A 21004-nucleotide genomic window follows, 5' to 3' on the forward strand; every position below is an offset into this window, starting at 1 on the left:
TTTGAATCTGATTGATATTTACACCGACGGCGCCTGCAAGGGTAACCCGGGCCCGGGCGGCTGGGGTGCACTGCTCAAATCTGCCGACGCCGAAAAGGAGCTGTTTGGCGGTGAACTGGGGACCACCAACAACCGCATGGAAATGATGGCGGTGATCGAGGCGCTGACCGCCTTGAAGCGCCCCTGCAAGGTCAGGCTGCATGTGGACAGCCAGTACGTCCTCAAGGGCATGACAGAATGGCTGCCGGGCTGGAAAGCGCGCGGCTGGAAAACCGCCAGCAAGGCCCCGGTCAAAAATGTGGACTTGTGGCAGCGACTGGACGCGTTGGTCAACGACGGAAGCCACCAGATCGAGTGGTTCTGGGTGCGTGGCCACAACGGTGACCCCGGCAACGAGCGCGCCGACGAGCTGGCCAACCAGGGCGTGGACATCGCGCTGGCACAGCGCTGAACCCTGCACTGCAAGGCGTGCCCGGTCCCGCTACAGTAGCGCGGTGCATGGTTTGTTGGCATTGACTGGACTACTTTCATGACTTCTAAATTTTCTTTCACAGCGCTTGCTGTTTTGGGTATCGCTGTGGCGGGTGGCGGGGCGTGGTGGCTGCAATCGCGTCCGACAGCGCCAAAGCCCGTCACTGGCGCAGCCAGCGCCCCCGCCAGCAGCAACGCGGCTGGCGCGCCCAGGGTGGCTGGCGTGGAGGTGGCCAAGGTCGAGCTGCAACGCCTGCGCGACGATGCCCAGGCAGTGGGCAGTTTGCGCGCCCGCCACAGCGTGATGCTGCGCCCGGAGCTGGTGGGCCGCATCAGCGCGCTCAACTTCAAGGATGGCGGCCCGGTGCGCCGGGGGCAAATCCTGGTGCAGTTTGACGACCAGTTGCAGCGTGCCGAAGTGCAGCAAATGGAGGCGCAGCTGGCCATTGCCCAGGCCAGCTTCAAGCGCACCCAGGAGCTGGTGGCCGCCAATTTTGTGGCCCAGCAAATGCTCGACACCAGCGCGGCCAATTTGCAGGTGGCGCAGGCCCAGCTGGCTTTGGCGCAGGCGCGGTTCAACCGCATGGCGGTGCGCGCACCGTTCGACGGCACGGCCGGTATCCGGTTGGTGAACGTGGGCGATTACGTCAAGGACGGCGCCGACCTGGTGGCGTTGGAGGACGCGCGCCAGATGCTGGTGGACTACCGTCTGCCCGAACGTTTTGGAGCCAAGGTCAAACCGGGTCAAACTGTCGAGCTGGCCCTCGATGCCCTGCCTGGTCAAAATTTCAACGCCGTGGTGGAAGCCATCGACCCGCTGCTCGACGCCAACGGCCGCTCGCTCGGCGTGCGTGCGCTCGTGTCCCGCACGGGCCAGGGCGGGCCATTGCGCTCTGGCATGTTTGCCCGCGTGAGCACGGTGTTCTCGGTCAATGACGCGGCCCTGGTGGTGCCTGAGGAAGCCATCGTGCCGCAGGGCGGCAAGCAATTTGTGATCAAGGTGGTGGCGCCTGAAGCCGGTGCCAGGTTACCGCCGGATGTCAAGTTTGTGTCCTTGCGGCAAGAGGTCGCGCTGGGCGTGCGACGTCAAGGCAAGGTTGAAGTGACGGCAGGATTGAGTGCCGCTGACACCGTGGTCGTGGCAGGTCAGCAGCGCCTGCAAAAAGATGGTTCACCACTGCGCGTGGTGGAACTCGGCCGGGGCGCTGCAGCACTGGCAGCCCGTCCGGCTGCCTCGGCGGCCAGCCTTTGAGCCCGGGAGCGATCGATGCAACTGGCTGAAACCTCCATTCGCCGCCCGGTCTTTGCCACCGTGCTCTCGCTGCTGATCGTGCTGATCGGCGCGGTCTCGTTCAAAAGCCTCACGGTGCGCGAATACCCCAAGATCGACGAGCCCGTGGTGTCTGTCACCACCACCTTTGCCGGCGCTTCCAGCGAGGTGATGGAAGCCCAGGTCACCAAGGTGCTGGAAGACTCGCTCTCCGGCATCGAGGGGGTCGATGTGATCACCTCCGCCAGCCGCCAGGAGCGCAGCCAGATCAGCGTGCGCTTTGCCCTGAGCCGCGATGCCGACGCCGCCGCTGCCGATGTGCGCGACAAGGTCACGCGGGTGCGCCAGCGTCTGCCGCAGGGCATCGACGAACCGGTCATTGCCAAGGTCGAGGCCGAATCGTTCCCGGTCATTTTCCTGGCGCTGAGCTCCGACACCCACAATGCCTTGCAGCTCTCCGAGATGGCCAACACGCTGGTCAAGCCGGTGCTGCAAACCGCGCCGGGTGCGGCCGAAGTGAACATCTACGGTGAGCGCAAATTTGCCATGCGCATCTGGGTCGATCCGGGCAAGCTGGCCGCCTATCAGCTCACCGTGCAAGACCTCGAAGACGCCTTGCGCCGCGCCAATCTGGAGGTGCCTGCCGGGCGCATCGAGAGCGCCCAGCGCGAGTTCAACGTCACCGCAGCCACCGACCTTGAACGGCCGCCGGAATTTGCCCAGGTGGTAATTCGCACGGTGAATGGCCAGCCGATCCGCATTGGCGACGTGGCACGCGTGCAGGAGGCGCCGGTCGATGAACGATCTTTTGTGCGCCTGAACGGCCGCGACGCGGTCGGCGTGGGCGTGGTGCGGCAAAGCACCGCCAACCCGCTGGAGCTGAGCAAAGGCGTGCGCGGCCTGCTCGACAAGCTGCGCCGCGACTTGCCGCCGGGCGTGCAGATCGAGGTTGCCAACGACAACTCGGTGTTCATCGACCAGTCGATCAAGGCGGTGTTCACCACCATTGTCGAAGCCGCCGTGCTGGTGGCGCTGGTGATCTTTGTGTTTTTGCGCACTTTGCGCGCCTCGCTGATTCCGCTTATCACCATTCCAGTGTCGCTGATCGGCACCTTCGCCATGATGGCGCTGGCGGGCTTCAGCATCAACACGCTCACGCTGCTGGCGCTGGTGCTGGCGATCGGGCTGGTGGTGGACGATGCCATCGTCATGCTGGAGAACATCTACCGCCATATCGAGGAGGGCCTGCCGCCGTTTCAGGCGGCCATCCGCGGTGCGCGCGAGGTGGGTTTTGCCATCGTCGCCATGACCATGACGCTGGTGGCGGTGTATGCGCCGCTGGCGTTTTCACCCGGGCGCACCGGGCGCCTGTTCACCGAATTTGCGTTGGCGCTGGCCGGCGCGGTGGTGATTTCCGGCATCGTTGCGTTGACCTTGTCGCCCATGTTGTCGTCCTTGCTGCTGCGGCACAACCCGCGCCCGACCTGGTTCGATGCGCACATGGAAAACCTGTTGCAATGGGTGACGCGGGTTTATGCCGGGCTGCTGGACTGGTCCTTGCACCGGCGCTATCTGGTGCTGACCGTGATGGTGGCCAGTGGCGTGGTGTCGTGGTGGGTGCTGGGCGACATCAAGCGCGAACTGGCGCCGCTGGAAGACCGGGGCGTGGTGCTGGCGCGCGTCAACGCACCCGACGGTGCCACGCTGGCTTACACCGACCGCTATGTGCGTGGCGTGGAAAAGATCGCCGAAGACTACCCCGAGTTCGACCGCATCTTTGCCACCGTCGGCAATCCCACGGTGTCGCAGGCCAATGTGTTCTTCAGGGCCAAACCGTGGGACGAGCGCGAGCGCACCACGCTGGAGATGGCGCGCACCATGACGCCGCGTTTCTCGGGGTTGTCTGGCGTCAACGCCACACCGATCACGCCGCCGTCGCTGGGCCAGGGTTTTCGCAGCCAGCCAATTGAATACGTCATCATCACCTCGGAGAGTTACGAGGAACTCAACAAAACATTGCGCGCCTTCCAGGACGAACTGGCCAAAAACCCCGGCTTTGTTCAGGTGGACACCGATTTGCGCCTGAACAAGCCCGAGATCAAGCTCGAGGTGAACCGCGAGCGCGCCGCCGACCTGGGCGTCAGTGTCGATGCGATCGCCCGTTCCATCGAGACCCTGCTGGGCGGGCGCAAGGTGACGCGCTACAAACGCGGTGGCGAGAAATACGACGTGATCGTTCAGACCGCGGCCTTGGGCCGCGATGCGCCGGACGACATCGAAAGCATTTTTGTGCGCGGCAAGGGCGCCGAGCTGATTCCTCTGTCAAGCTTGGTCCATATCCGCGAGGTGGTGGTGCCGCGCGAGCTGATCCATTTCGGCCAGCGTCGCTCGGCCACCATCACGTCCAATTTGTCGGCCACTTACTCGGTGGGCGAGGCGCTGCAGTTCATGGACGCCACGGCGCAAAAAGTCCTCAAACCCGGTTATGCCACCGACCTGAACGGCATCAGCCGTGAGTTCAAAAAGTCGTCAGATTCTCTGGCACTGGTGTTTGCGCTGGCGCTGTTGTTCATCTTTCTGGTGCTGGCAGCGCAATTCGAGAGCTTTGTCGATCCGTTTGTGATCCTGTTCAGCGTGCCCTTGTCGATGGCGGGTGCGCTGCTGGCGCTCAAATGGTCCGGCGGCACGTTCAATGTGTTCAGCCAGATCGGCCTGATCACGCTGGTGGGCCTGATCACCAAGCACGGCATTCTGATCGTCGAATTTGCCAACAAGCTGCGCGAGCAGGGCCTGGACACAATGGCCGCCATCCAGCAGTCTGCCGCGCAGCGCCTGCGCCCGATCATGATGACCACCGGCGCCATGGTGCTGGGCGCGGTGCCGCTGGCCATCGCCACCGGCGCGGGCGCCGAGAGCAGGCATCAGATTGGCTGGGTGATTGTGGGCGGCATGAGCCTGGGCACCTTGCTAACGGTGTTCGTGGTGCCCACCATGTACACCTTGCTGGCACGCAAGCAAGTGCCGGGGGCCAAGAAGGAACTGGCTTTGAGTCCGGCCGCAACTGCCGGTTGAGCCGTAGCGAAACTTCCAAAAAAAGCCGGAATGCGTTGTGGCCTGGGATGGCAGCGGGTCGCGTATTGGCGCCCGCCTAAGACGCGCTCTGTATGCCAGCGAACAGACTTTTCCAGCTGGGCCGCCTATAACCTGATTTAGCCAAGGCGATTGTGCTTTGGGTGAACCGTTACAGGAGTTCCATGATGAAGTCAAATACCCGAGGCGGCCTTGCCTTGTTGTCTGCCGCCGCCCTCACGCTCGCGGTGGGCTGCACCAGTTTGAAAACCCCGGCGACGGCCGATGTGGCGGTATCGAACGCTGCTGTCGCCAACGCTGCGGGTGCCGGTGGCGCCCAGTATGCGCCGCTTGAAATGGCCTCGGCGCGCGAGAAGCTGGCACTGGCCAACAAAGCCATGCTGGCCAAGGATTACAAGCTGGCGATCGAACTGGCCAACCAGGCCCAGGCCGACGCCAAGCTGGCGCAAAGCACCGCCAGCTCGGTCAAGGCGCAGGCCGCCGCCGATGTGCTGCAGGAAGACATTCGCGTGTTGCGCGAAGAGCTCAATCGCACCGCCCAATAAATTCAACCCTACAGACAGGAAACATCATGAAAAAAACTCAATTGGCCCCCATCGTTCTGGCAATTGCCGCCTTCCTGGCAGGCTGCAGCTCGACCCCCAAAACAACATCGCTGCTGGACCAGGCCCGGACCGACTACATGGCGGCCCAGGGCAACCCCGACGTTGCCACTTATGCGCCGTTTGAAATGAAGCTGGCGACCCAGGCCATGGCACAGGCCAACGTCGAAGCGAATGATCGCGGCAGCGATGAGAAGATTGACAACCTGGCCTACCTGGCCAAGCAAAAGATCGCCCTCGCGCAGGAAGTGACCAAACGCAAGATGGCCGAGGCTGAAATCGCCAATGCCGGCAAGGAGCGCGACCAGTTGCGCCTGGACGCGCGCACCAACGAAGCCAACGCAGCCAAACTCAGCGCCGAAAAAGCCACCCTGGCCGCGCAACAGGCGCAAAGCAATGCCGCCCAGTCGCAACTGGCTGCCCGCCAAGCCCAGCTGGACGCCGCCAATGCCCAGCGCCAGACGCAGGAAGCGCAGGCGCGTGCCGCGCAACTTGAAGCCCAGTTGGCTGAACTTGCTGCCAAGAAAACGGCACGCGGTACCGTCATCACGCTGGGCGACGTGCTGTTTGGCACCGACTTGTCGCGCCTGACGACCGACGGCATGCGCAGCGCGCAGAAGTTGGCCAATGTGTTGCAGCAAAACCCGCAGCGCAATGTGCTGATTGAAGGCTTTGCCGACAGCACTGGCGCCGCCGACTACAACCAGGGCCTGTCGGAGCGCCGCGCCGGCGCGGTGCGCACCGCCTTGCTGGAATTGGGTGTGGCGCGTGAGCGCATTGACATGCGTGGTTACGGCGAATCCTTTCCCGTGGCCGCCAACGACAGTGCCGCCAGCCGCCAGCTCAACCGCCGTGTCGAGATCGTCTTGTCCGACGACAGCGGCAAGGTGATCGCACGCTGATCCCCCCGATTGATTCAACCCAAGGAAAAACCATGACCACCAAAAACGTTTACATCGAAAAAATGAAGTCGCAGCTTGATGAGCTCAACGCCAACATGAACAAGCTCGAAGCCAGGGCCACCGAAGCCAAGGCCGATGCGCGCGACGCTTATCTGGAAGAAATGCGCAAGCTGCGCCACCAGTCCAAGTTGGCCGGTGCCAAGCTCGACGAGCTCAAAACCGCGAGTGAAGACACCTGGAAAACCATGGCGACGGAAATGGACAAGGTGCGTGAAGCTTTTGTGCATTCATTCAACTACTTCAAATCGCAGGTCTAAGCGGCTTTCTGGAGCCAAACAGATTGGCATACACCCAGGTGAATTCGGCCCCGATCAGAAAGATCTGGGCCGAGTAATACACCCACAACAGCACCACCACCAGCAAGCCCGCGGCACCAAAGCCCGACACAATGCCGCTGCGGCCGATGTAAACGCCGGCGCGTGGCATCACTTTGTAGATCAGCGCAAACATGGCGGTGACCAGGGCGAATCCGGCGGCCGCGTTGCTGGCGCCGGCAATGGTGAGTCAGCCGCCAAAGAGCGGGCTCCACAAGCGTTCCATGGTGGCCAGCGCCGCGCCCATGCAGGGTACGTCGTCGTCAAGCCATAAATTGAATACCTTTTTGAGCAGAGCCCAGTACAAAGGCAGATCAAATGGCATTTTGAAAAATGTGGCGTTTAGTCAACCAGCTTGCTGGCGCGCGACCTCAGCGCGTTTCATCTCAAGATAGTCTGACCGGTCAACCTCATGCAACTGGCGCGGGTAACGTTCTACCGCGTCAAACCAGGCATTCAGACGATGCTCGACCTGTGTCGCGGGTGGCTCGCCGAGCGATGCCAAAAAGCTGTCGATCGCCAGGTAATAACGCATGGTGTTGCGCTCCACCACGCCGCGCATCCCCGCCACATGAACGGGCTGGCCGTTGGCACTTGTGCCGACCTGGGTGAAGCCCACTTTGCCGGCTCCCAGAGTGGCCAGATAGGTCTTCATGGCCAGACGGCTTACCAAGCCCACGTCATAGGCGTAGGTGAAATGCAAGAACGATTGGTTGTCCGGCAGTTCAACCGCCTCAAGATGAATGCGATAGTTGCTGGTGTCTAACGGTCCGTCTTTTGCCGTGAGTGTGATTGCAAAATACGCATGGGTGACTGCGGTTTCAGTGTATTGAAGCTCGACCCGCGGGGCGGCAGCAATGGGTTGGGGTGTTTTTTTGCCAATGTTGACGCGCAAGGCAGTGCCTGTCGACCCTGCCACGGCGCGACAGTATTTGGTGTTGATGTGCAACATCATCACTTCGCACCAATGCCCGGGTGACCTCATTCCTGTGCTGACCGTGGCAAACGGGAAGGCCACGACGGCGTAAATGTCGCCCGACAGGCCGTCTGCGCTCTCTGCGGACTGAAGCACCAGGGGACGTCCAAACGCGTTGTGCTGGAGTTGTGTTTGCAGGCGCGTGTACTGTCCCTGCAGCGCCAGCGCCAGGGCTGCCTCTGTTCCGGCCCACGCGCTGTTGACATGGCAGACCAAAACAAAACCGGCCAGGCATTGCAAAATGCCTGGCCGGCAGCGCCCATACCTTTCGGCTGTCATGGACAACTCCAATGGTTCCAAGCTTGCGCGAGGTGTGTTATTTGGTCACTTCGTGGCCGATGACGCCACCGATAGCCGCACCGGCAGCAGTGCCGAGCAAGCCGCCGCCGACCACATTGCCGGCAACGCCGCCAATCACGGCACCGGTTGCCGTGCCTTTTTCCTGATGGGTCATGCCGGCGCAGCCACCCAGGCCCAAGGCGGCCAACACCAGCACAGCGGCAGAAATACGTTTGGTAAAGTTCATGAAAATTCTCCAGGTCGATTAAGAATCATATCGTGCGACGCAGAGCGCGTTGGCACGGACGAAGACCCATTGTTGGCGCAGGCGGGCATTAGTTCTGTGCGCCAACACACAGACGCCGACGTGGCGCCCGGTATGCTAGGGGCATGTCAATTTTTAGTTACTTGTCTGCCGTTGCCGTGCTGGCGTTGGCGCTTGCCGGGTTGTTTGCCTATCTGATCCTGCAAAGATCCCGGCAGCGTGTCAACCAACTGGTGCAAAGCGAGACAATGCAATTGCTGCAGGCGCAGGAAACCAGCAACCAACTGCTGGAGCAGGCCAATCACCACTTGCAGGAGAGCGAGCAACGGCTCTGGGTCACGCTCAATTCGATTGGCGACGCCGTGATTGCCACCGATGCCGCCGCGTGCGTCACGCTGCTCAATCCGGTGGCTGAGGCGCTGACTGGCTGGACGCAGGCGCAGGCTGTCGGGCAACCGATCGATGAAGTGTTTCACATCATCAACAAGGAAACCCGCGCGCTGACCAAAATTCCTGTGGCAGACACTTTGGCACACGGCACCATTCAGGGCCTGGCCAACCACACGGTGCTGATTGCTCGCGACGCGCGCGAATTTGACATCGCCGACAGTTGTGCTCCGATCCGCTCCGCTGATGGTCTGGTGGTGGGCGCGGTGCTGGTGTTTCGCAATATCTCCGAGGAATACGCGGTGCAACAGTCACTGCGCGACAGCGCGGCACTGTTGCAGACCATTCTCAATACGGTGGCGGATGGCCTGGTGACCATTCACGCCCATGGTGGCATCATCGAAACCGTGAATCCGGCCATCGAACTCATGTTTGGCTACAGCGCTGACGAACTTGATGGCAAACACCTGAGTTTGCTGATTCCCGAGCTTGACCGGGACCATCACAACGGCTCGCTGGCGTATTACGGGGTCAGCGACGAGGCGCGGGCAATTGGGGTCGGTCGTGAAGTCATTGGCCTGCGCAAGGACGGCAGCTCTTTTCCGCTGGAGATCGCGGTAAGCGAAATGACGCTGGGCGGCCAGCGCTACTTCACCGGCATCTTGCGCGACATCAGCGCGCGCAAGCAGGCCGAAGAGGCGCTGCGCAAGGCGGGCGCCCTGCAAAAAGCAATTTTCGACAGCGCGGTTTTCGCCAGCGTCGCCACCGATGCCAAGGGCGTGATCCAGATTTTCAATGTGGGAGCCGAGCGCATGCTGGGCTACACCGCCGCCGAGGTGATGAACAAGATCACCCCGGCCGATATTTCTGACCCGCAGGAGGTCATCGCCCGGGCCAAATCCTTGAGCGCCGAGCTTGAGACCGACATCAGCCCCGGCTTCGAGGCGCTGGTGTTCAAGGCCTCGCGCGGTATTGAAGACATTTACGAACTCACCTACATCCGCAAGGACGGCAGCCGTTTCCCCGCCGTGGTCTCGGTCACTGCGCTGCGCGACGAGCAGGGCAGCATCATCGGCTACTTGCTGATTGGCACCGACAACACCGCGCGCAAAGCGGCCGAAGAGGCACTGCGCGAAGCGGGTGCCCTGCAGAAAGCCATTTTTGACAGCGCCAACTTCTCCAGCATTGCCACCGATGCCAAGGGCGTGATCCAGATTTTCAATGTGGGAGCCGAGCGCATGCTGGGCTACACCGCCGCCGAGGTGATGAACAAGATCACCCCGGCCGATATTTCTGACCCGCAGGAGGTCATCGCCCGGGCCAAATCCTTGAGCGCCGAGCTTGAGACCGACATCAGCCCCGGTTTCGAGGCGCTGGTGTTCAAGGCCTCGCGCGGCATTGAAGACATTTACGAGCTCACCTACATCCGCAAGGACGGCAGCCGCTTCCCCGCCGTGGTCTCGGTCACCGCGCTGCGCGACGAGCAGGGCAGCATCATCGGCTACCTGCTGATCGGCACCGACAACACCGCGCGCAAGCAGGTCGAGGCCGAGCGTGCGCGGCTCGACCTGGTGCTGCAAAACAAGAATGTCGAACTGGAGCGCGCCCGCCGCGTGGCCGACCATGCCAACCAGGCCAAGTCGGACTTTCTCTCCAGCATGAGCCACGAGCTGCGCTCGCCGCTCAACGCCATCCTGGGCTTTGCCCAGTTGCTGGAGTCGGGCGAGCCGCCACCCTCGCCGGCACAGTCCGCCAGCGTCGGCCAGATTCTCACGGCCGGCTGGTATTTGCTCAAGCTGATCAACGAGATTCTGGACCTGGCCCTGATCGAGTCCGGCCGCTTGTCGTTGTCGCTGGAGCCTACTTCGTTGCACGGCGTGCTGCAGGACTGCCAGGCCATGATTGAGCCGCAGGCCCAGCAAAAGGGCATTCGCATCAAGTTTGCACCCGTTGACGACGACTGCTTTGTCATCGCCGACCGCACCCGGCTCAAGCAGGTGCTGGTGAATTTGCTCTCCAACGCCATCAAATACAACCGCCCCAACGGGACCGCCGAAGTGACCTACAGGACGCACTCTGCCGGGCGCCTTCGCATCAGCGTGCGTGACAGCGGCGAAGGGCTGGCGCCGCTCAAAATTGCGCAATTGTTCCAGCCGTTCAACCGACTCGGGCAAGAGGCGGGCGCCGAGGAGGGCACCGGCATCGGCCTGGTGGTGAGCCGCCAGCTGGTGGAGCTGATGGGCGGTGAAATTGGCGTCACCAGCAGCGTCGGCGTGGGCAGTGTGTTCTGGTTCGAGCTCGACGCTGCCTCGGCGCCGCAGCTGGTCGAAAACGAAGGGCTGCCGCCTGCCTTGCCGGAAACCCCCACGCCAGCGGGTACCGCATTGCGCACCCTGCTGTATGTGGAAGACAGCAAGGCCAACATGGCGCTGGTGGAGCAACTGGTTGCGCGCCGCCCCGACATGCGCTTGCTGGGCGCCCCGGATGCCACACGTGGCATTGCCATGGCACGGGCGCACCAGCCCGACCTGATTTTGATGGACATCAACCTGCCCGGCATCAGTGGCATGCAGGCGCTGGCGATTTTGCAGGCCGACGCCACCACCCGGCATATTCCGGTGTTGGCGCTGAGCGCCAACGCCATGCCGCGTGACATTGAAAAAGGCATGGAAGCCGGCTTTTTTCGCTACGTCACCAAGCCGATCCGGGTGCAGGAGTTCATGGCGGCGCTCGACGAGGGCCTGGCACTCGCCGACGCCCGTGTGCCATAGCCGCCAAACCACGTAGAAAGCCCGCACTACACTGCGAGCTGTTGTATTACCAGGCCGCCGGCCCTGACATTGGAGAATCCCATGGCCACGCGCCCAAAAGTCAAAGCCAAGGAGCCAGACGCTGACAAGGCGCTGGTGCCGGCCCTGTCGCTGTCCTTTCCCATCGTCGGTATCGGCGCCTCGGCTGGTGGCCTGGCGGCGATAGAAGCTTTTTTCTCTGGCATGCCGCCCGATGTGGAACCCGGCATGGCCTTTGTGCTGGTGCAGCACCTCGACCCCGACCACAAAAGTCTGCTGACCGAGCTGATCCAGCGTCGCACCCGCATGCAGGTGTCGGAGGTGGTGGACGGCATGGTGGTGCAAGCCAACCACGCCTACATCATCCCGCCCAACCGCGACATGGCTTTTTTGCACGGCACGCTGCAGTTGCTGGAGCCTGCCGCGCCGCGTGGCCACCGCCTGCCGATCGATTTTCTGTTTCGCTCGCTGGCCTTGGACCAGCATGAGCGCGCCATCGGCATCGTGCTCTCGGGCACCGGCAGCGACGGCACACTGGGGGTGCGCGCCATCAAGGCCGAGGGCGGTATGGTGATGGTGCAAACCCCGGCCTCGAGCGAGTTCGACGGCATGCCGCAAAGCGCGCTGGCCACGGGCCTGGTGGACTTTGAAATGCCCCCGGCGGAAATGGCGGCCCAACTCATGGCCTACACGGCGCATGCCTTTTCCCGGCCGGCCCATCGCATCAGGGCCGCCGAGCCGCTCAGCGAGAACGCCCTGAAGAAAATATTTGTCCTGCTGCGCACCCAGACCGGGCACGACTTTTCCCAGTACAAGCCCAGCACCATCTACCGCCGCATCGAGCGACGCATGGCGGTGCACCAGATCGAGGGCATTGACGCCTACGTCAAATATGTGCAGCAAACCCCGGTTGAGGTGCAGGCGCTGTTCAATGACATGCTGATCGGCGTGACCAATTTTTTCCGCGACCCCGACGCCTTTGCGGCGCTGGAGGTGCAAGTCATCCCCAAACTGTTCGAGGGCAAGCCAGTGGGCGCTGCCGTGCGCGTCTGGTGCACCGGTTGCTCCACCGGCGAAGAGGCGTATTCGATGGCCATCCTGCTGCAGGAGCGGCTTGAGTTGCTCAGGGCAAGCTACAAGCTGCAGGTGTTTGCCACCGACATCGACAGCCGGGCCATTGCGGTGGCCCGCGCTGGTGTTTACCCGGTCAGCATTGCCGATGACATCACGCCGGAGCGGCTGGCGCGGTTTTTTACGCTGGAACCCGGCGGCAGCGCCTACCGCGTGCACAAGGGGATTCGCGACCTGCTGGTGTTTTCGGAGCACGACATCATCAAGGACCCGCCGTTTTCCAAGCTCGACCTCATCAGTTGCCGCAACCTGATGATTTATCTGGGCGCCGAGCTGCAAAAGAAACTGATCTCGCTGTTCCACTACGCGCTGCAGCCCGGCGGCATCCTGTTCTTGGGCACCTCTGAGACCGCCGGGGAGCAGGGCGACCTGTTTGCCGTGCTCGACCGCAAGGCCAAGATCTACCAGCGCAAGGAAGATTTCCAGGGCGCGCAGCGCGCCGCGCTGGGCCGTTTCTTGCCGCCGCTGGTACAAAAAAGCCTGGCCAAGTCTGCTGACAAAACCGCGCCGCTGCCCGCACTCTCGCTGCGCGAGCTGACCGAGCATGCCCTGCTGCAACACGTGGCGGCGGTGGCCGCGCTGGTCAACGGCAGTGGCGACATTCTCTACCTGCACGGCCGCACCGGCATGTACCTGGAGCCCGCGCCCGGCGTGGCCGGCATTTACAACATTCTGAAAATGGCGCGCGAAGGCTTGCGTCGCGACCTGACCGTGACCCTGCACAAGGCGGCCACCAGCCGCAGCACCTCGCAGGCCCTGGGCGTGCGCGTCAAGACCAACGGCCACTTCACGCCGGTGAATCTGAGCGTTTGCCCGGTGCTGGGCGGTCCGTCCGGCGCACTGGAGTCGCCGCTGTACCTGGTGGTGCTGGAAATTGCGCCAGAGGCATCGGCGACCGAGGCCACGGCCGTGTCAGTGCCAGCCCCCAAAGCGTCCGCCAGCAAAACCGACAGCGCCCAGATTGCCGAGCTCAATGAAGAGCTGCAGGCCAAGGAGGAGTACCTGCGCGCCGCCAACGAAGAGCTGGAAACCACCAACGAGGAGCTCAAGTCCAGCAACGAGGAAATGCAGTCGGTCAACGAAGAGCTGCAAAGCACCAACGAGGAACTGGAGACCTCCAAGGAGGAAATGCAGTCGATCAACGAGGAACTCAGCACCGTCAACACCGAACTGCAAGCCAAGGTGGCCGACCTGTCACGCGCCAACAACGACATGAACAACCTGCTGGCGGGCACCGGCATTGCCACCATTTTTGTTGACCACAGCCTGCGCATCATGCGTTTTACGCCAGCGGTCAGCAGCATCATCAACCTGATTTTGAGCGATGTGGGCCGCCCGGTGTCGCACATCGTGAACAACCTGGTGGGTTACACCACGCTGGTGGCCGACGTGCAGCAGGTGCTCAGGACGCTGGCCCCGAAAGAGGCCGAGGTGCAATCCAACGACGGCAAGTGCTACACCCTGCGCATCCTGCCCTACCGCACGCTCGACAATGTGATCGAGGGCGCCGTGATCACCTTTGTCGAGATCACCGAGGTCAAGCGCAGCCGCGAGGCACTGCAAAAAGCCAATGCGCTGCTGCGCCTGGCGGTGGTGGTGCGGGATGCGCACGATGCCATCACGGTGCAGGGGCTGGACGGTCGCATCATTGCCTGGAATCCGGGCGCTGAACACCTGTATGGCTGGACCGAAGCCGAGGCCCTGCAAATGAATGTGCGCGAGCGGATTCCGATCGAGCTTCAGGAGCGGGCATTGGCGCAAGTGCGCCAGCTCAGTGAAGCGCAAACCCTGGCGCCCTTCAAGACCCGGCGCCTGACACGGGACGGCCGCGTGCTGGACGTGGCCCTCACTGCCACCGCGCTGCTCGATGAAGCCGGTCAGGTCTATGCCATTGCCACCACCGAGCGTGTCAGTGCCTGCCATGACGATTGAATCCGTCAACACCGCTCAACTGATGCACGACCTGCAGGTGCATCAGATCGAGCTGCAATTGCAAAATGAGGAACTGCGCCGGGCGCAGGTGGCGCTTGAGTTGTCGCACGCGCGCTATTTTGATTTGTATGATCTGGCGCCGGTGGGTTACCTCACGGTGGCTGCCAACGGGTTGATTGTGGAGGCCAATCTGAGCGCGGCAACACTGCTGGGCCTGGTCCGCAGTGCGCTGGTCAAACAGCCCTTGAGCCGCTTCATTGTCAGAACGTATCAGGACATCTACTACCAATGCCACCGACAACTGCTGGAAACCGGGCAGACCCAAAGCTGCGAACTGCAGGTGCTGCGTGACGATGGTGTCACCCGGTGGGTCAAGCTCAATGTGAGCGCGGTGCGGGCCGACATCAAAGAGACTGATTTGCGCATGATCATGAGCGACATCTCGGAACGCAAGCATCTTCAAGAAGTGTTACAGGAGACCAACCAGAATCTGGAGCTTGCCCGGCTGCAGGCCGACCGGGCCAATCTGGCCAAATCCGAGTTCCTGTCGAGCATGAGTCACGAACTGCGCTCGCCGCTGAATGCCATTCTGGGTTTTGCACAACTCATGGAGGTCGGCACGCCAGCGCCCACACCGAGCCAGCAGGCCAGCCTGGATCAGATCATCAAGGGCGGCTGGTATCTGCTGTCCCTGATCAACGACATTCTCGACCTGGCCACGGTTGAGTCGGGACATGCAGCCCTGAATATGGAAGTTGTGGCCTTGGCCCCCGTGCTGCTGGACTGCCAGACCCTGGTCGAACCCCTGGCGCGAGTCCGTGACGTGCACCTCGTTTTTTCCAAACTACCCGGTGCCTGCTGCGTGCAGGCCGACCCGACCCGCCTCAAGCAGGTGATGATCAACCTGCTGTCCAATGCCATCAAATACAACAAAGTGGGCGGCTCTGTGGAAGTGTCGTGGCGTGCCCCGGAAGACGGCAAGGTGCGCATCAGCGTGCGCGATTCGGGGGCGGGTTTGTCAAGGCAGCAGCTTGCCCACCTGTTCCAGCCGTTCAACCGGCTGGGTCAGGAGGTCGGCAACACCAAGGGCACGGGCATCGGTCTGGTGGTGAGCCAGCGCCTGGTCACGTCCATGGGCGGTGAGATGGGCGTGGAGAGCATCGAAGGCGAGGGCAGCGAGTTCTGGTTTGAACTCAAGCTCGCAGAGACGTAAGCGGCCAGGCTTATTGAGCCTCTTCAACCATCGCCAATAGTTTTTTCTCAACTTCTTCGGCCACTTGCAGCAGCGAGGCGTCCTGTGACAAGACGGCAAGCATGGGCACGGGCCTGATCAGGCCGATTTGGGTGCTGCCTTTTTCTGTGTACACCGAGATGCGACACGGCAAGGCCATGTTCAGCCGCATATCGATGGCCATCACTTTGGCCGCCTGCCCCGGATGAGGCTCCGGGTTGAACTTCTTTCACCCTGCCGGGCAAGCGGTCAGATGCGCCCCATCAACAGCAGCACGATGATGATGATCACCACCAGGCCCAGGCCGCCGCTGGGTCCGTAACCCCAGCCCCGGCTATGCGGCCAGGCCGGGATGACGCCAACCAGCATCAGAATCAGCACAATCAGCACGATGGTTCCTAGGCCCATGGGATTCTCCTTGAAGTGGTTGGTTTGGATTAATTGGTGGGTGCAGAAGCGGGTGGCATCACGATGATGGTGGTGCTATCGCCAGACTTGCCGGTTTTGCCCGTGGCTCCTGTGTCGCCCGTGGCACCGGTGTAGCCCGTGCTACCCGTGTCGCCTGTGCTGCCTGTGCTGCCTGTGCTGCCTGTGGCACCCGTGTTGCCAGCGCTACCGGTATTGCCGGTATTGCCGGTATTGCCCGTGGCGCCGGTATCCCCGGTGGCTCCGGCAGGACCCGCAGGACCCGGCACAGCCACAGGGACGGGAACATTGACCACGGTGGCTGGTCGGTCGCAGGCAGCCAGGCCGAGGGTTGCGAGAAGCGCCAGAATCAGTGTTGTTTTTTTCATTTGAAATCCTTGAAGAGTGAATCAATGTGGCGTCATCCACCACATTCGCAGCTTAAGGGCGCAGCTTGCGCCCATCTGTGCGATGGCGAACCGAACGCACAGATTCAGCCAGCGTGCGGACCGAGCATGTGTTTCACGTCAACCCAGGCATCGAATTGCTCGGCGCTGACGGCACCCAGCGCCAGCGCCGCTGCGCGCAGCGTGCTGCCATGGGAGTGGGCATGCTTGGCAATTTGTGCGGCGCGGTCGTAACCAATATGCGGTGTCAAGGCCGTAACCAGCATCAGCGAGCTTTGCAACAGCGCCTGCACACGCGCCGTATTCACGGTGATGCCCGTCACGCAGTGTCGGGTAAAGCTCTGCATCGTGTCGGTCAGCAGGCGCAGGCTATCGAGCGCGTCAAAAATGATCAGCGGTTTGTAAACGTTGAGCTCAAACTGGCCCTGGCTGGCGGCAAAGCCGATGGCTGCGTCATGGCCCATCACTTGCGCGCACACCATGGTCAGTGCCTCAATTTGAGTGGGGTTCACCTTGCCGGGCATGATGGAGCTGCCGGGCTCGTTTTGCGGCAGTTGCAGCTCGCCCAGGCCCGCGCGCGGCCCGCTGCCCATCAGGCGGATGTCGTTGCCGATCTTGGTCAGGGCAATGGCCAGTGTTTTCAGGCTGGAGTGAAAAGCCACCAGCGCTTCGTGCCCGGCCAGGGCGGCAAACAGATTGTCGGTCTGCCGCAGCGGCAACTCGAGCTTTTTGCCGAGCATGGCCGTCACGCGCGCGCCGAACTGTGGGTGGGTATTCAGGCCGGTGCCCACCGCTGTGCCACCCAGGGCCAGCCGGTGCACGGCCAGCAGGGCGTGCTTGATGCCGTTGTCGCACAGTGCCAGTTGCGCGTCATAACCGCCGAATTCCTGACCCAGTGTGATCGGTGTGGCGTCCTGCAAGTGGGTGCGGCCTATTTTGAGGATGCCACTGAAGGCGGCTGCCTTGACGCCCAGGGCACTGCGCAAGGCCGCAAGCGCGGGTTGCAGGGTTGATTTGGCCTGCAACGCCACGGCAATGTGCATGGCACTGGGAAACACGTCGTTGGACGACTGGCCCAGGTTGACGTCGTCATTTGGGTGAATCTGTGGTCCGGCCAGATGCGCCACCACCTCATTCACATTCATGTTGCTCTGTGTGCCGGAGCCGGTTTGCCAGACCGACAGCGGAAACTGCGCATCGAACTCGCCCGTGGCGACACGCTGTGCGGCGTTGGCAATGGCCTGTGACTTGCCGGCATCGAGCAAATTGAGCTCGCCATTGACGCTGGCCGCCGCCCACTTGACCCATGCCAGTGCATGAATCACAGGCAATGGCATGCGCTGCTCACCAATGGCAAAAAAGTGCAGGCTGCGCGCCGTCTGTGCACCCCAAAGCGCATCAAAAGGCACTTCTATTGAACCAAAACTGTCGGATTCAAGGCGTGTGCGTGTCATGTTCAAAGCCTAATACATTGGCGCAAAAAATCAAGCGTCGCGCTCATTTCCCGGAGGTATTCTGCAGCAGTTGCCGCAGCACAAAAGGCAGGATGCCGCCGGCCCGGTAGTAGTCAACCTCGATCGGGGTGTCGATGCGCAGTCGCACCGTGACAGCCGTGCGACTGCCATCGGCGCGGGTGACTACCAGTTGCGCATCGCTTTGCGGGTGCAGATCGACATCGGCCACGATGTCGATCTGCTCATTGCCGGTCAGCCCCAGGCGCTGCCAGCTGTCTCCGGCCTTGAACTGCAGCGGCAACACACCCATGCCCACCAGGTTGCTGCGGTGGATACGCTCAAAACTCTGCGCCACGACCGCCCTGATGCCCAGCAGTTGCGTGCCTTTGGCGGCCCAGTCGCGGCTGGAGCCGGTGCCATATTCCTCACCGGCGAACACCACGGTCGGCGTGCCTGCGGCCAGATAGCGGGTGGCTGCGTCAAAAATGGACATCTTCTCGGCACTGGCCGCAGCGCCCTGCTGGCCGGCGGTCGCATGGTACAGCGTCCAGCCGCCTTCGATGCGCGAACCATCCGCCTGGGCGGGAAGCATCAGGTTCTTGATGCGCACATTGGCAAAGGTGCCGCGCACCATGACGTCATGGTTACCGCGCCGTGCTCCGTATGAGTTGAAGTCGGCTTGTTGCACGCCGTGCGCCAGCAGCCACTGGCCAGCGGGTGAACTCGCCGCAATGTTGCCCGCCGGAGAAATATGGTCGGTGGTGATTGAATCGCCAAACAGCGCCATGATGCGTGCACCGCGCACCGACTCGGCGTTTTCCGGCGCTGCGGCGTCCGCATTCACGGTGTCAGATGCACCCTCTTGCAGGCTGAATGCGGCAAAGAACGGCGGCTCGGCAATGTAGGTGCTCCTGGGCCAGCTGTAGCAGGTGCCGGTGACGCCGGTGATGGCTTCCCACAGTGGGCCGGGCTCGGTGGCAATGCGCGCGTAGTTTTCCCGATACGCCTTGCCATTCATGGCGTAGGCCAGCAGGGCCTGGATCTCGTCGCTGCCGGGCCAGATGTCGGCCAGGTACACGTCTTTGCCGCCGCTGCCCTGCCCGACCGGCTCGGTCATCAGGTCGCGCAGCACCGTGCCGGCAATCGCATAAGCCACCACCAGCGGCGGGCTGGCCAGAAAATTGGCTTTGATGCTGGGGTGAATGCGCGCCTCGAAGTTGCGGTTGCCCGACAGCACTGCCGCGCAGACCAGGTCGTGCTGGCTAATGGCGGCGTTGAACTCGGGCGTCAGGTCGCCAGAATTGCCGATGCAGGTGGTGCAGCCGTAGCCCGCCAGGGCAAAGCCGAGCTTCTCGAGGTAGGGCAGCAAGCCGGTATGCGTGAGGTATTCGGTGACGATGCGCGAACCCGGCGCGAGCGAGGTCTTGATGTGCGGCTGCACCGTGATGCCCGCCTCGACCGCCTTTTTGGCCAACAGGCCTGCCGCCAGCAGGACACTGGGGTTGGAGGTGTTGGTGCAACTGGTGATGGCGGCGATCAGCACGTCGCCATGGCCCAAGGTGAACCCGGCTTTTGCCGACGCCTTGATGTCGCACACCACCGAAGATGGCACCTCTACCGCCGCCAGCGCTGGCCGGTTGCTCACCATCTCTTCGACGTCACGCCGGGCGCCGGGTGCCAGCGGCGGCGCCTGGCCCGCCGACTCGCCCGCGCCACAATTCACCGGGTAGCGCTGCGTGAGGCGCTCGGCGCTCTGGTTGAACCCGATCTCGGCATTCGGCTTGCTAAAGAGCGAGGCGAACTGGCTGGCCACCTGGCCCAGCTCGATGCGGTCTTGTGGGCGCTTGGGGCCGGCCAGGCTGGGGGTGACAGCACTCAGGTCGAGCTTGACCACCTCCGAATAGTCGATCTCGCCGGCCAACGGTACGCCGAACAGGCCCTGCGCCTTGAAGTAGGCCTCAAAAGCCTCAACCTCATCCGTCGTGCGGCCAGTGCCCAAGAAGTAGTCGATGGTCTTGTCGTCCACCGGGAAGAAGCCCATGGTGGCGCCATATTCGGGCGCCATGTTGCCGATGGTGGCGCGGTCGGGCACGGCCAGGGTACGCGTGCCTGCGCCAAAAAATTCGACAAACTTGCCTACCACCTTGCGCTGGCGCAGCATCTGCGTGACAGTGAGCACCAAGTCGGTGGCGGTCACGCCCGCGCGCAGGCAACCGGTCAATTCAACGCCCACCACGTCGGGCGTGAGCAGGTACACCGGCTGGCCCAGCATGGCGGCCTCGGCCTCGATGCCACCCACGCCCCAGCCGACCACGCCAATACCGTTGATCATGGTGGTGTGGCTGTCGGTGCCGACCAGCGTGTCGGGGTAATAGACATTGGCCGGACCCTTGTGGACGCCACGCGCCAGGTACTCCAGATTGATCTGGTGCACGATGCCAAAGCCCGGTGGCACCACGCGAAATGTGTCAAAGGCCTGCATGCCCCATTTCATGAACTCGTAGCGCTCGCGGTTGCGCTGAAACTCCAGCTTCATGTTCAGGTCGAGCGCGTCTTTCGTGCCATAGTGGTCCACCATGACCGAGTGGTCCACCACCAGGTCCACCGGCACCAGCGGCTCGATGCGCTTGGGGTCGAGCCCGAGGCGCTGCGCCGTGCTGCGCATGGCCGCCAGGTCCGCCAGCAGTGGCACCCCGGTGAAGTCTTGCAGCACCACGCGCGAGACGACCAACGGGATTTCGTCGGTGCGCGCCGCATTGGCCTGCCAATTGGCCACCTGGGCCACATGTTCGGCGGTGACTTTGCGGCCGTCGCAGTGGCGCAGCACGGCTTCGAGCACAATGCGCATCGACACCGGCAGGCGGCTCACGGCGGGAAATTGTCCGGCCAGCGCCGGCAACGAATAACACTGGCCAATCTTGCCCGAATCGGTGGTGAAAGGTTTGAGGGTGGAGGCAAAAGCATGCGACATGATGGACTCCTGGAAGGGTTGGCAAGAGAAATTCTGGCAGTTGGTCAATGGCCCTGACGATGATGTTG

17 protein-coding genes and 1 pseudogene are annotated in these 21004 nt (G+C 62.5%); 9 read left to right on the forward strand and 9 right to left on the reverse strand.

The window, feature by feature from the left end; translation table 11 throughout:
- Position 1 precedes the first annotated feature (1 nt).
- From rnhA to PHF15_RS10810, 6 genes are all read left to right on the forward strand, one after another.
- Positions 2–451: a ribonuclease HI gene (rnhA, locus tag PHF15_RS10785; RefSeq protein WP_300121184.1), complete on the forward strand. Its 450-nt coding sequence runs from the start codon at positions 2–4 to the stop codon at positions 449–451.
- A 78-nt stretch (positions 452–529) separates the two neighbouring features.
- Positions 530–1723, forward strand: coding sequence for an efflux RND transporter periplasmic adaptor subunit (locus PHF15_RS10790; protein ID WP_300121043.1), 1194 nt, complete (start codon positions 530–532; stop codon positions 1721–1723).
- A 15-nt stretch (positions 1724–1738) separates the two neighbouring features.
- A complete protein-coding gene (locus PHF15_RS10795; protein WP_300121044.1) occupies positions 1739–4813 on the forward strand; it encodes an efflux RND transporter permease subunit in 3075 nt (1024 codons plus the stop codon).
- Between the two features lie 185 nt (positions 4814–4998).
- The gene (locus PHF15_RS10800) at positions 4999–5376 is read left to right on the forward strand and encodes a DUF4398 domain-containing protein (RefSeq protein WP_300121046.1); all 378 of its coding nucleotides are present in this window, start codon (positions 4999–5001) and stop codon (positions 5374–5376) included.
- A gap of 26 nt (positions 5377–5402) precedes the next feature.
- The gene (locus PHF15_RS10805; RefSeq protein WP_300121048.1) at positions 5403–6335 is read left to right on the forward strand and encodes an OmpA family protein; all 933 of its coding nucleotides are present in this window, start codon (positions 5403–5405) and stop codon (positions 6333–6335) included.
- A 32-nt stretch (positions 6336–6367) separates the two neighbouring features.
- Positions 6368–6652 (forward strand): hypothetical protein, encoded by a 285-nt coding sequence (locus PHF15_RS10810; RefSeq protein WP_300121050.1) that lies wholly within the window; start codon positions 6368–6370, stop codon positions 6650–6652.
- Here the strand turns inward: PHF15_RS10810 and PHF15_RS10815 are convergent.
- Genes PHF15_RS10815 through PHF15_RS10830 form a run of 4 tightly spaced genes read right to left on the reverse strand, consistent with a single transcriptional unit; the run spans position 6636 to position 8211 of the window.
- Positions 6636–6845 carry a hypothetical protein gene (locus PHF15_RS10815; RefSeq protein ID WP_300121052.1) on the reverse strand — a complete coding sequence of 70 codons (210 nt, stop codon included), beginning with the start codon at positions 6843–6845 and terminating at the stop codon, positions 6636–6638. The genes PHF15_RS10810 and PHF15_RS10815 overlap by 17 nt on opposite strands.
- Before the next feature lie 54 nt (positions 6846–6899).
- A complete protein-coding gene (locus PHF15_RS10820; RefSeq protein ID WP_300121053.1) occupies positions 6900–7034 on the reverse strand; it encodes a hypothetical protein in 135 nt (44 codons plus the stop codon).
- A gap of 21 nt (positions 7035–7055) precedes the next feature.
- Positions 7056–7964, reverse strand: coding sequence for a hypothetical protein (locus PHF15_RS10825; RefSeq protein WP_300121055.1), 909 nt, complete (start codon positions 7962–7964; stop codon positions 7056–7058).
- Between the two features lie 37 nt (positions 7965–8001).
- Complete coding sequence (locus tag PHF15_RS10830; protein WP_300121057.1) at positions 8002–8211, reverse strand: glycine zipper 2TM domain-containing protein; 210 nt, start codon at positions 8209–8211, stop codon at positions 8002–8004.
- Between the two features lie 143 nt (positions 8212–8354).
- Between PHF15_RS10830 and PHF15_RS10835 the strand changes: the two genes are divergently transcribed.
- The 3 genes from PHF15_RS10835 (at position 8355) to PHF15_RS10845 (ending at position 15681) form a co-directional block, all read left to right on the forward strand.
- On the forward strand, positions 8355–11387 hold the full coding sequence (locus PHF15_RS10835; protein WP_300121059.1) for a PAS domain S-box protein: 3033 nt from the start codon (positions 8355–8357) through the stop codon (positions 11385–11387).
- An 81-nt stretch (positions 11388–11468) separates the two neighbouring features.
- Positions 11469–14468: a chemotaxis protein CheB gene (locus PHF15_RS10840; RefSeq protein WP_300121061.1), complete on the forward strand. Its 3000-nt coding sequence runs from the start codon at positions 11469–11471 to the stop codon at positions 14466–14468.
- Positions 14458–15681: a PAS domain-containing sensor histidine kinase gene (locus PHF15_RS10845; RefSeq protein WP_300121063.1), complete on the forward strand. Its 1224-nt coding sequence runs from the start codon at positions 14458–14460 to the stop codon at positions 15679–15681. Before PHF15_RS10840 ends, PHF15_RS10845 begins: the two co-directional genes overlap by 11 nt.
- Before the next feature lie 10 nt (positions 15682–15691).
- Here the strand turns inward: PHF15_RS10845 and PHF15_RS10850 are convergent.
- The 5 genes and pseudogenes from PHF15_RS10850 to PHF15_RS10870 form a co-directional block, all read right to left on the reverse strand.
- A pseudogene (locus PHF15_RS10850) lies at positions 15692–15892 on the reverse strand (DUF302 domain-containing protein); the annotation flags it as partial.
- 56 nt (positions 15893–15948) lie between these two features.
- A complete protein-coding gene (locus PHF15_RS10855) occupies positions 15949–16107 on the reverse strand; it encodes a DUF3309 family protein (RefSeq protein ID WP_300121065.1) in 159 nt (52 codons plus the stop codon).
- Between the two features lie 29 nt (positions 16108–16136).
- Positions 16137–16493 (reverse strand): hypothetical protein, encoded by a 357-nt coding sequence (locus PHF15_RS10860; RefSeq protein ID WP_300121067.1) that lies wholly within the window; start codon positions 16491–16493, stop codon positions 16137–16139.
- Between the two features lie 104 nt (positions 16494–16597).
- The gene (locus PHF15_RS10865; RefSeq protein ID WP_300121069.1) at positions 16598–17965 is read right to left on the reverse strand and encodes a class II fumarate hydratase; all 1368 of its coding nucleotides are present in this window, start codon (positions 17963–17965) and stop codon (positions 16598–16600) included.
- A gap of 43 nt (positions 17966–18008) precedes the next feature.
- The gene (locus tag PHF15_RS10870; RefSeq protein ID WP_300121071.1) at positions 18009–20936 is read right to left on the reverse strand and encodes an aconitate hydratase; all 2928 of its coding nucleotides are present in this window, start codon (positions 20934–20936) and stop codon (positions 18009–18011) included.
- Positions 20937–21004: the final 68 nt, after the last annotated feature.

The sequence above is a fragment of the Rhodoferax sp. genome (assembly GCF_028689295.1).
Classification (GTDB): Bacteria; Pseudomonadota; Gammaproteobacteria; order Burkholderiales; family Burkholderiaceae_C; genus Rhodoferax.

Excerpts from the sequence above, each read along its gene's own strand:
- PHF15_RS10790 (WP_300121043.1), top strand. The coding sequence starts at position 530 with ATGACTTCTAAATTTTCTTTCACAGCGCTTGCTGTTTTGGGTATCGCT.
- PHF15_RS10795 (WP_300121044.1), top strand. The coding sequence starts at position 1,739 with ATGCAACTGGCTGAAACCTCCATTCGCCGCCCGGTCTTTGCCACCGTG.
- PHF15_RS10800 (WP_300121046.1), top strand. The coding sequence starts at position 4,999 with ATGAAGTCAAATACCCGAGGCGGCCTTGCCTTGTTGTCTGCCGCCGCC.
- PHF15_RS10805 (WP_300121048.1), top strand. The coding sequence starts at position 5,403 with ATGAAAAAAACTCAATTGGCCCCCATCGTTCTGGCAATTGCCGCCTTC.
- PHF15_RS10810 (WP_300121050.1), top strand. The coding sequence starts at position 6,368 with ATGACCACCAAAAACGTTTACATCGAAAAAATGAAGTCGCAGCTTGAT.
- PHF15_RS10815 (WP_300121052.1), bottom strand. The coding sequence starts at position 6,845 with ATGTTTGCGCTGATCTACAAAGTGATGCCACGCGCCGGCGTTTACATC.
- PHF15_RS10820 (WP_300121053.1), bottom strand. The coding sequence starts at position 7,034 with ATGCCATTTGATCTGCCTTTGTACTGGGCTCTGCTCAAAAAGGTATTC.
- PHF15_RS10825 (WP_300121055.1), bottom strand. The coding sequence starts at position 7,964 with ATGACAGCCGAAAGGTATGGGCGCTGCCGGCCAGGCATTTTGCAATGC.
- PHF15_RS10830 (WP_300121057.1), bottom strand. The coding sequence starts at position 8,211 with ATGAACTTTACCAAACGTATTTCTGCCGCTGTGCTGGTGTTGGCCGCC.
- PHF15_RS10835 (WP_300121059.1), top strand. The coding sequence starts at position 8,355 with ATGTCAATTTTTAGTTACTTGTCTGCCGTTGCCGTGCTGGCGTTGGCG.
- PHF15_RS10840 (WP_300121061.1), top strand. The coding sequence starts at position 11,469 with ATGGCCACGCGCCCAAAAGTCAAAGCCAAGGAGCCAGACGCTGACAAG.
- PHF15_RS10845 (WP_300121063.1), top strand. The coding sequence starts at position 14,458 with ATGACGATTGAATCCGTCAACACCGCTCAACTGATGCACGACCTGCAG.
- PHF15_RS10855 (WP_300121065.1), bottom strand. The coding sequence starts at position 16,107 with ATGGGCCTAGGAACCATCGTGCTGATTGTGCTGATTCTGATGCTGGTT.
- PHF15_RS10860 (WP_300121067.1), bottom strand. The coding sequence starts at position 16,493 with ATGAAAAAAACAACACTGATTCTGGCGCTTCTCGCAACCCTCGGCCTG.
- PHF15_RS10865 (WP_300121069.1), bottom strand. The coding sequence starts at position 17,965 with ATGACACGCACACGCCTTGAATCCGACAGTTTTGGTTCAATAGAAGTG.
- PHF15_RS10870 (WP_300121071.1), bottom strand. The coding sequence starts at position 20,936 with ATGTCGCATGCTTTTGCCTCCACCCTCAAACCTTTCACCACCGATTCG.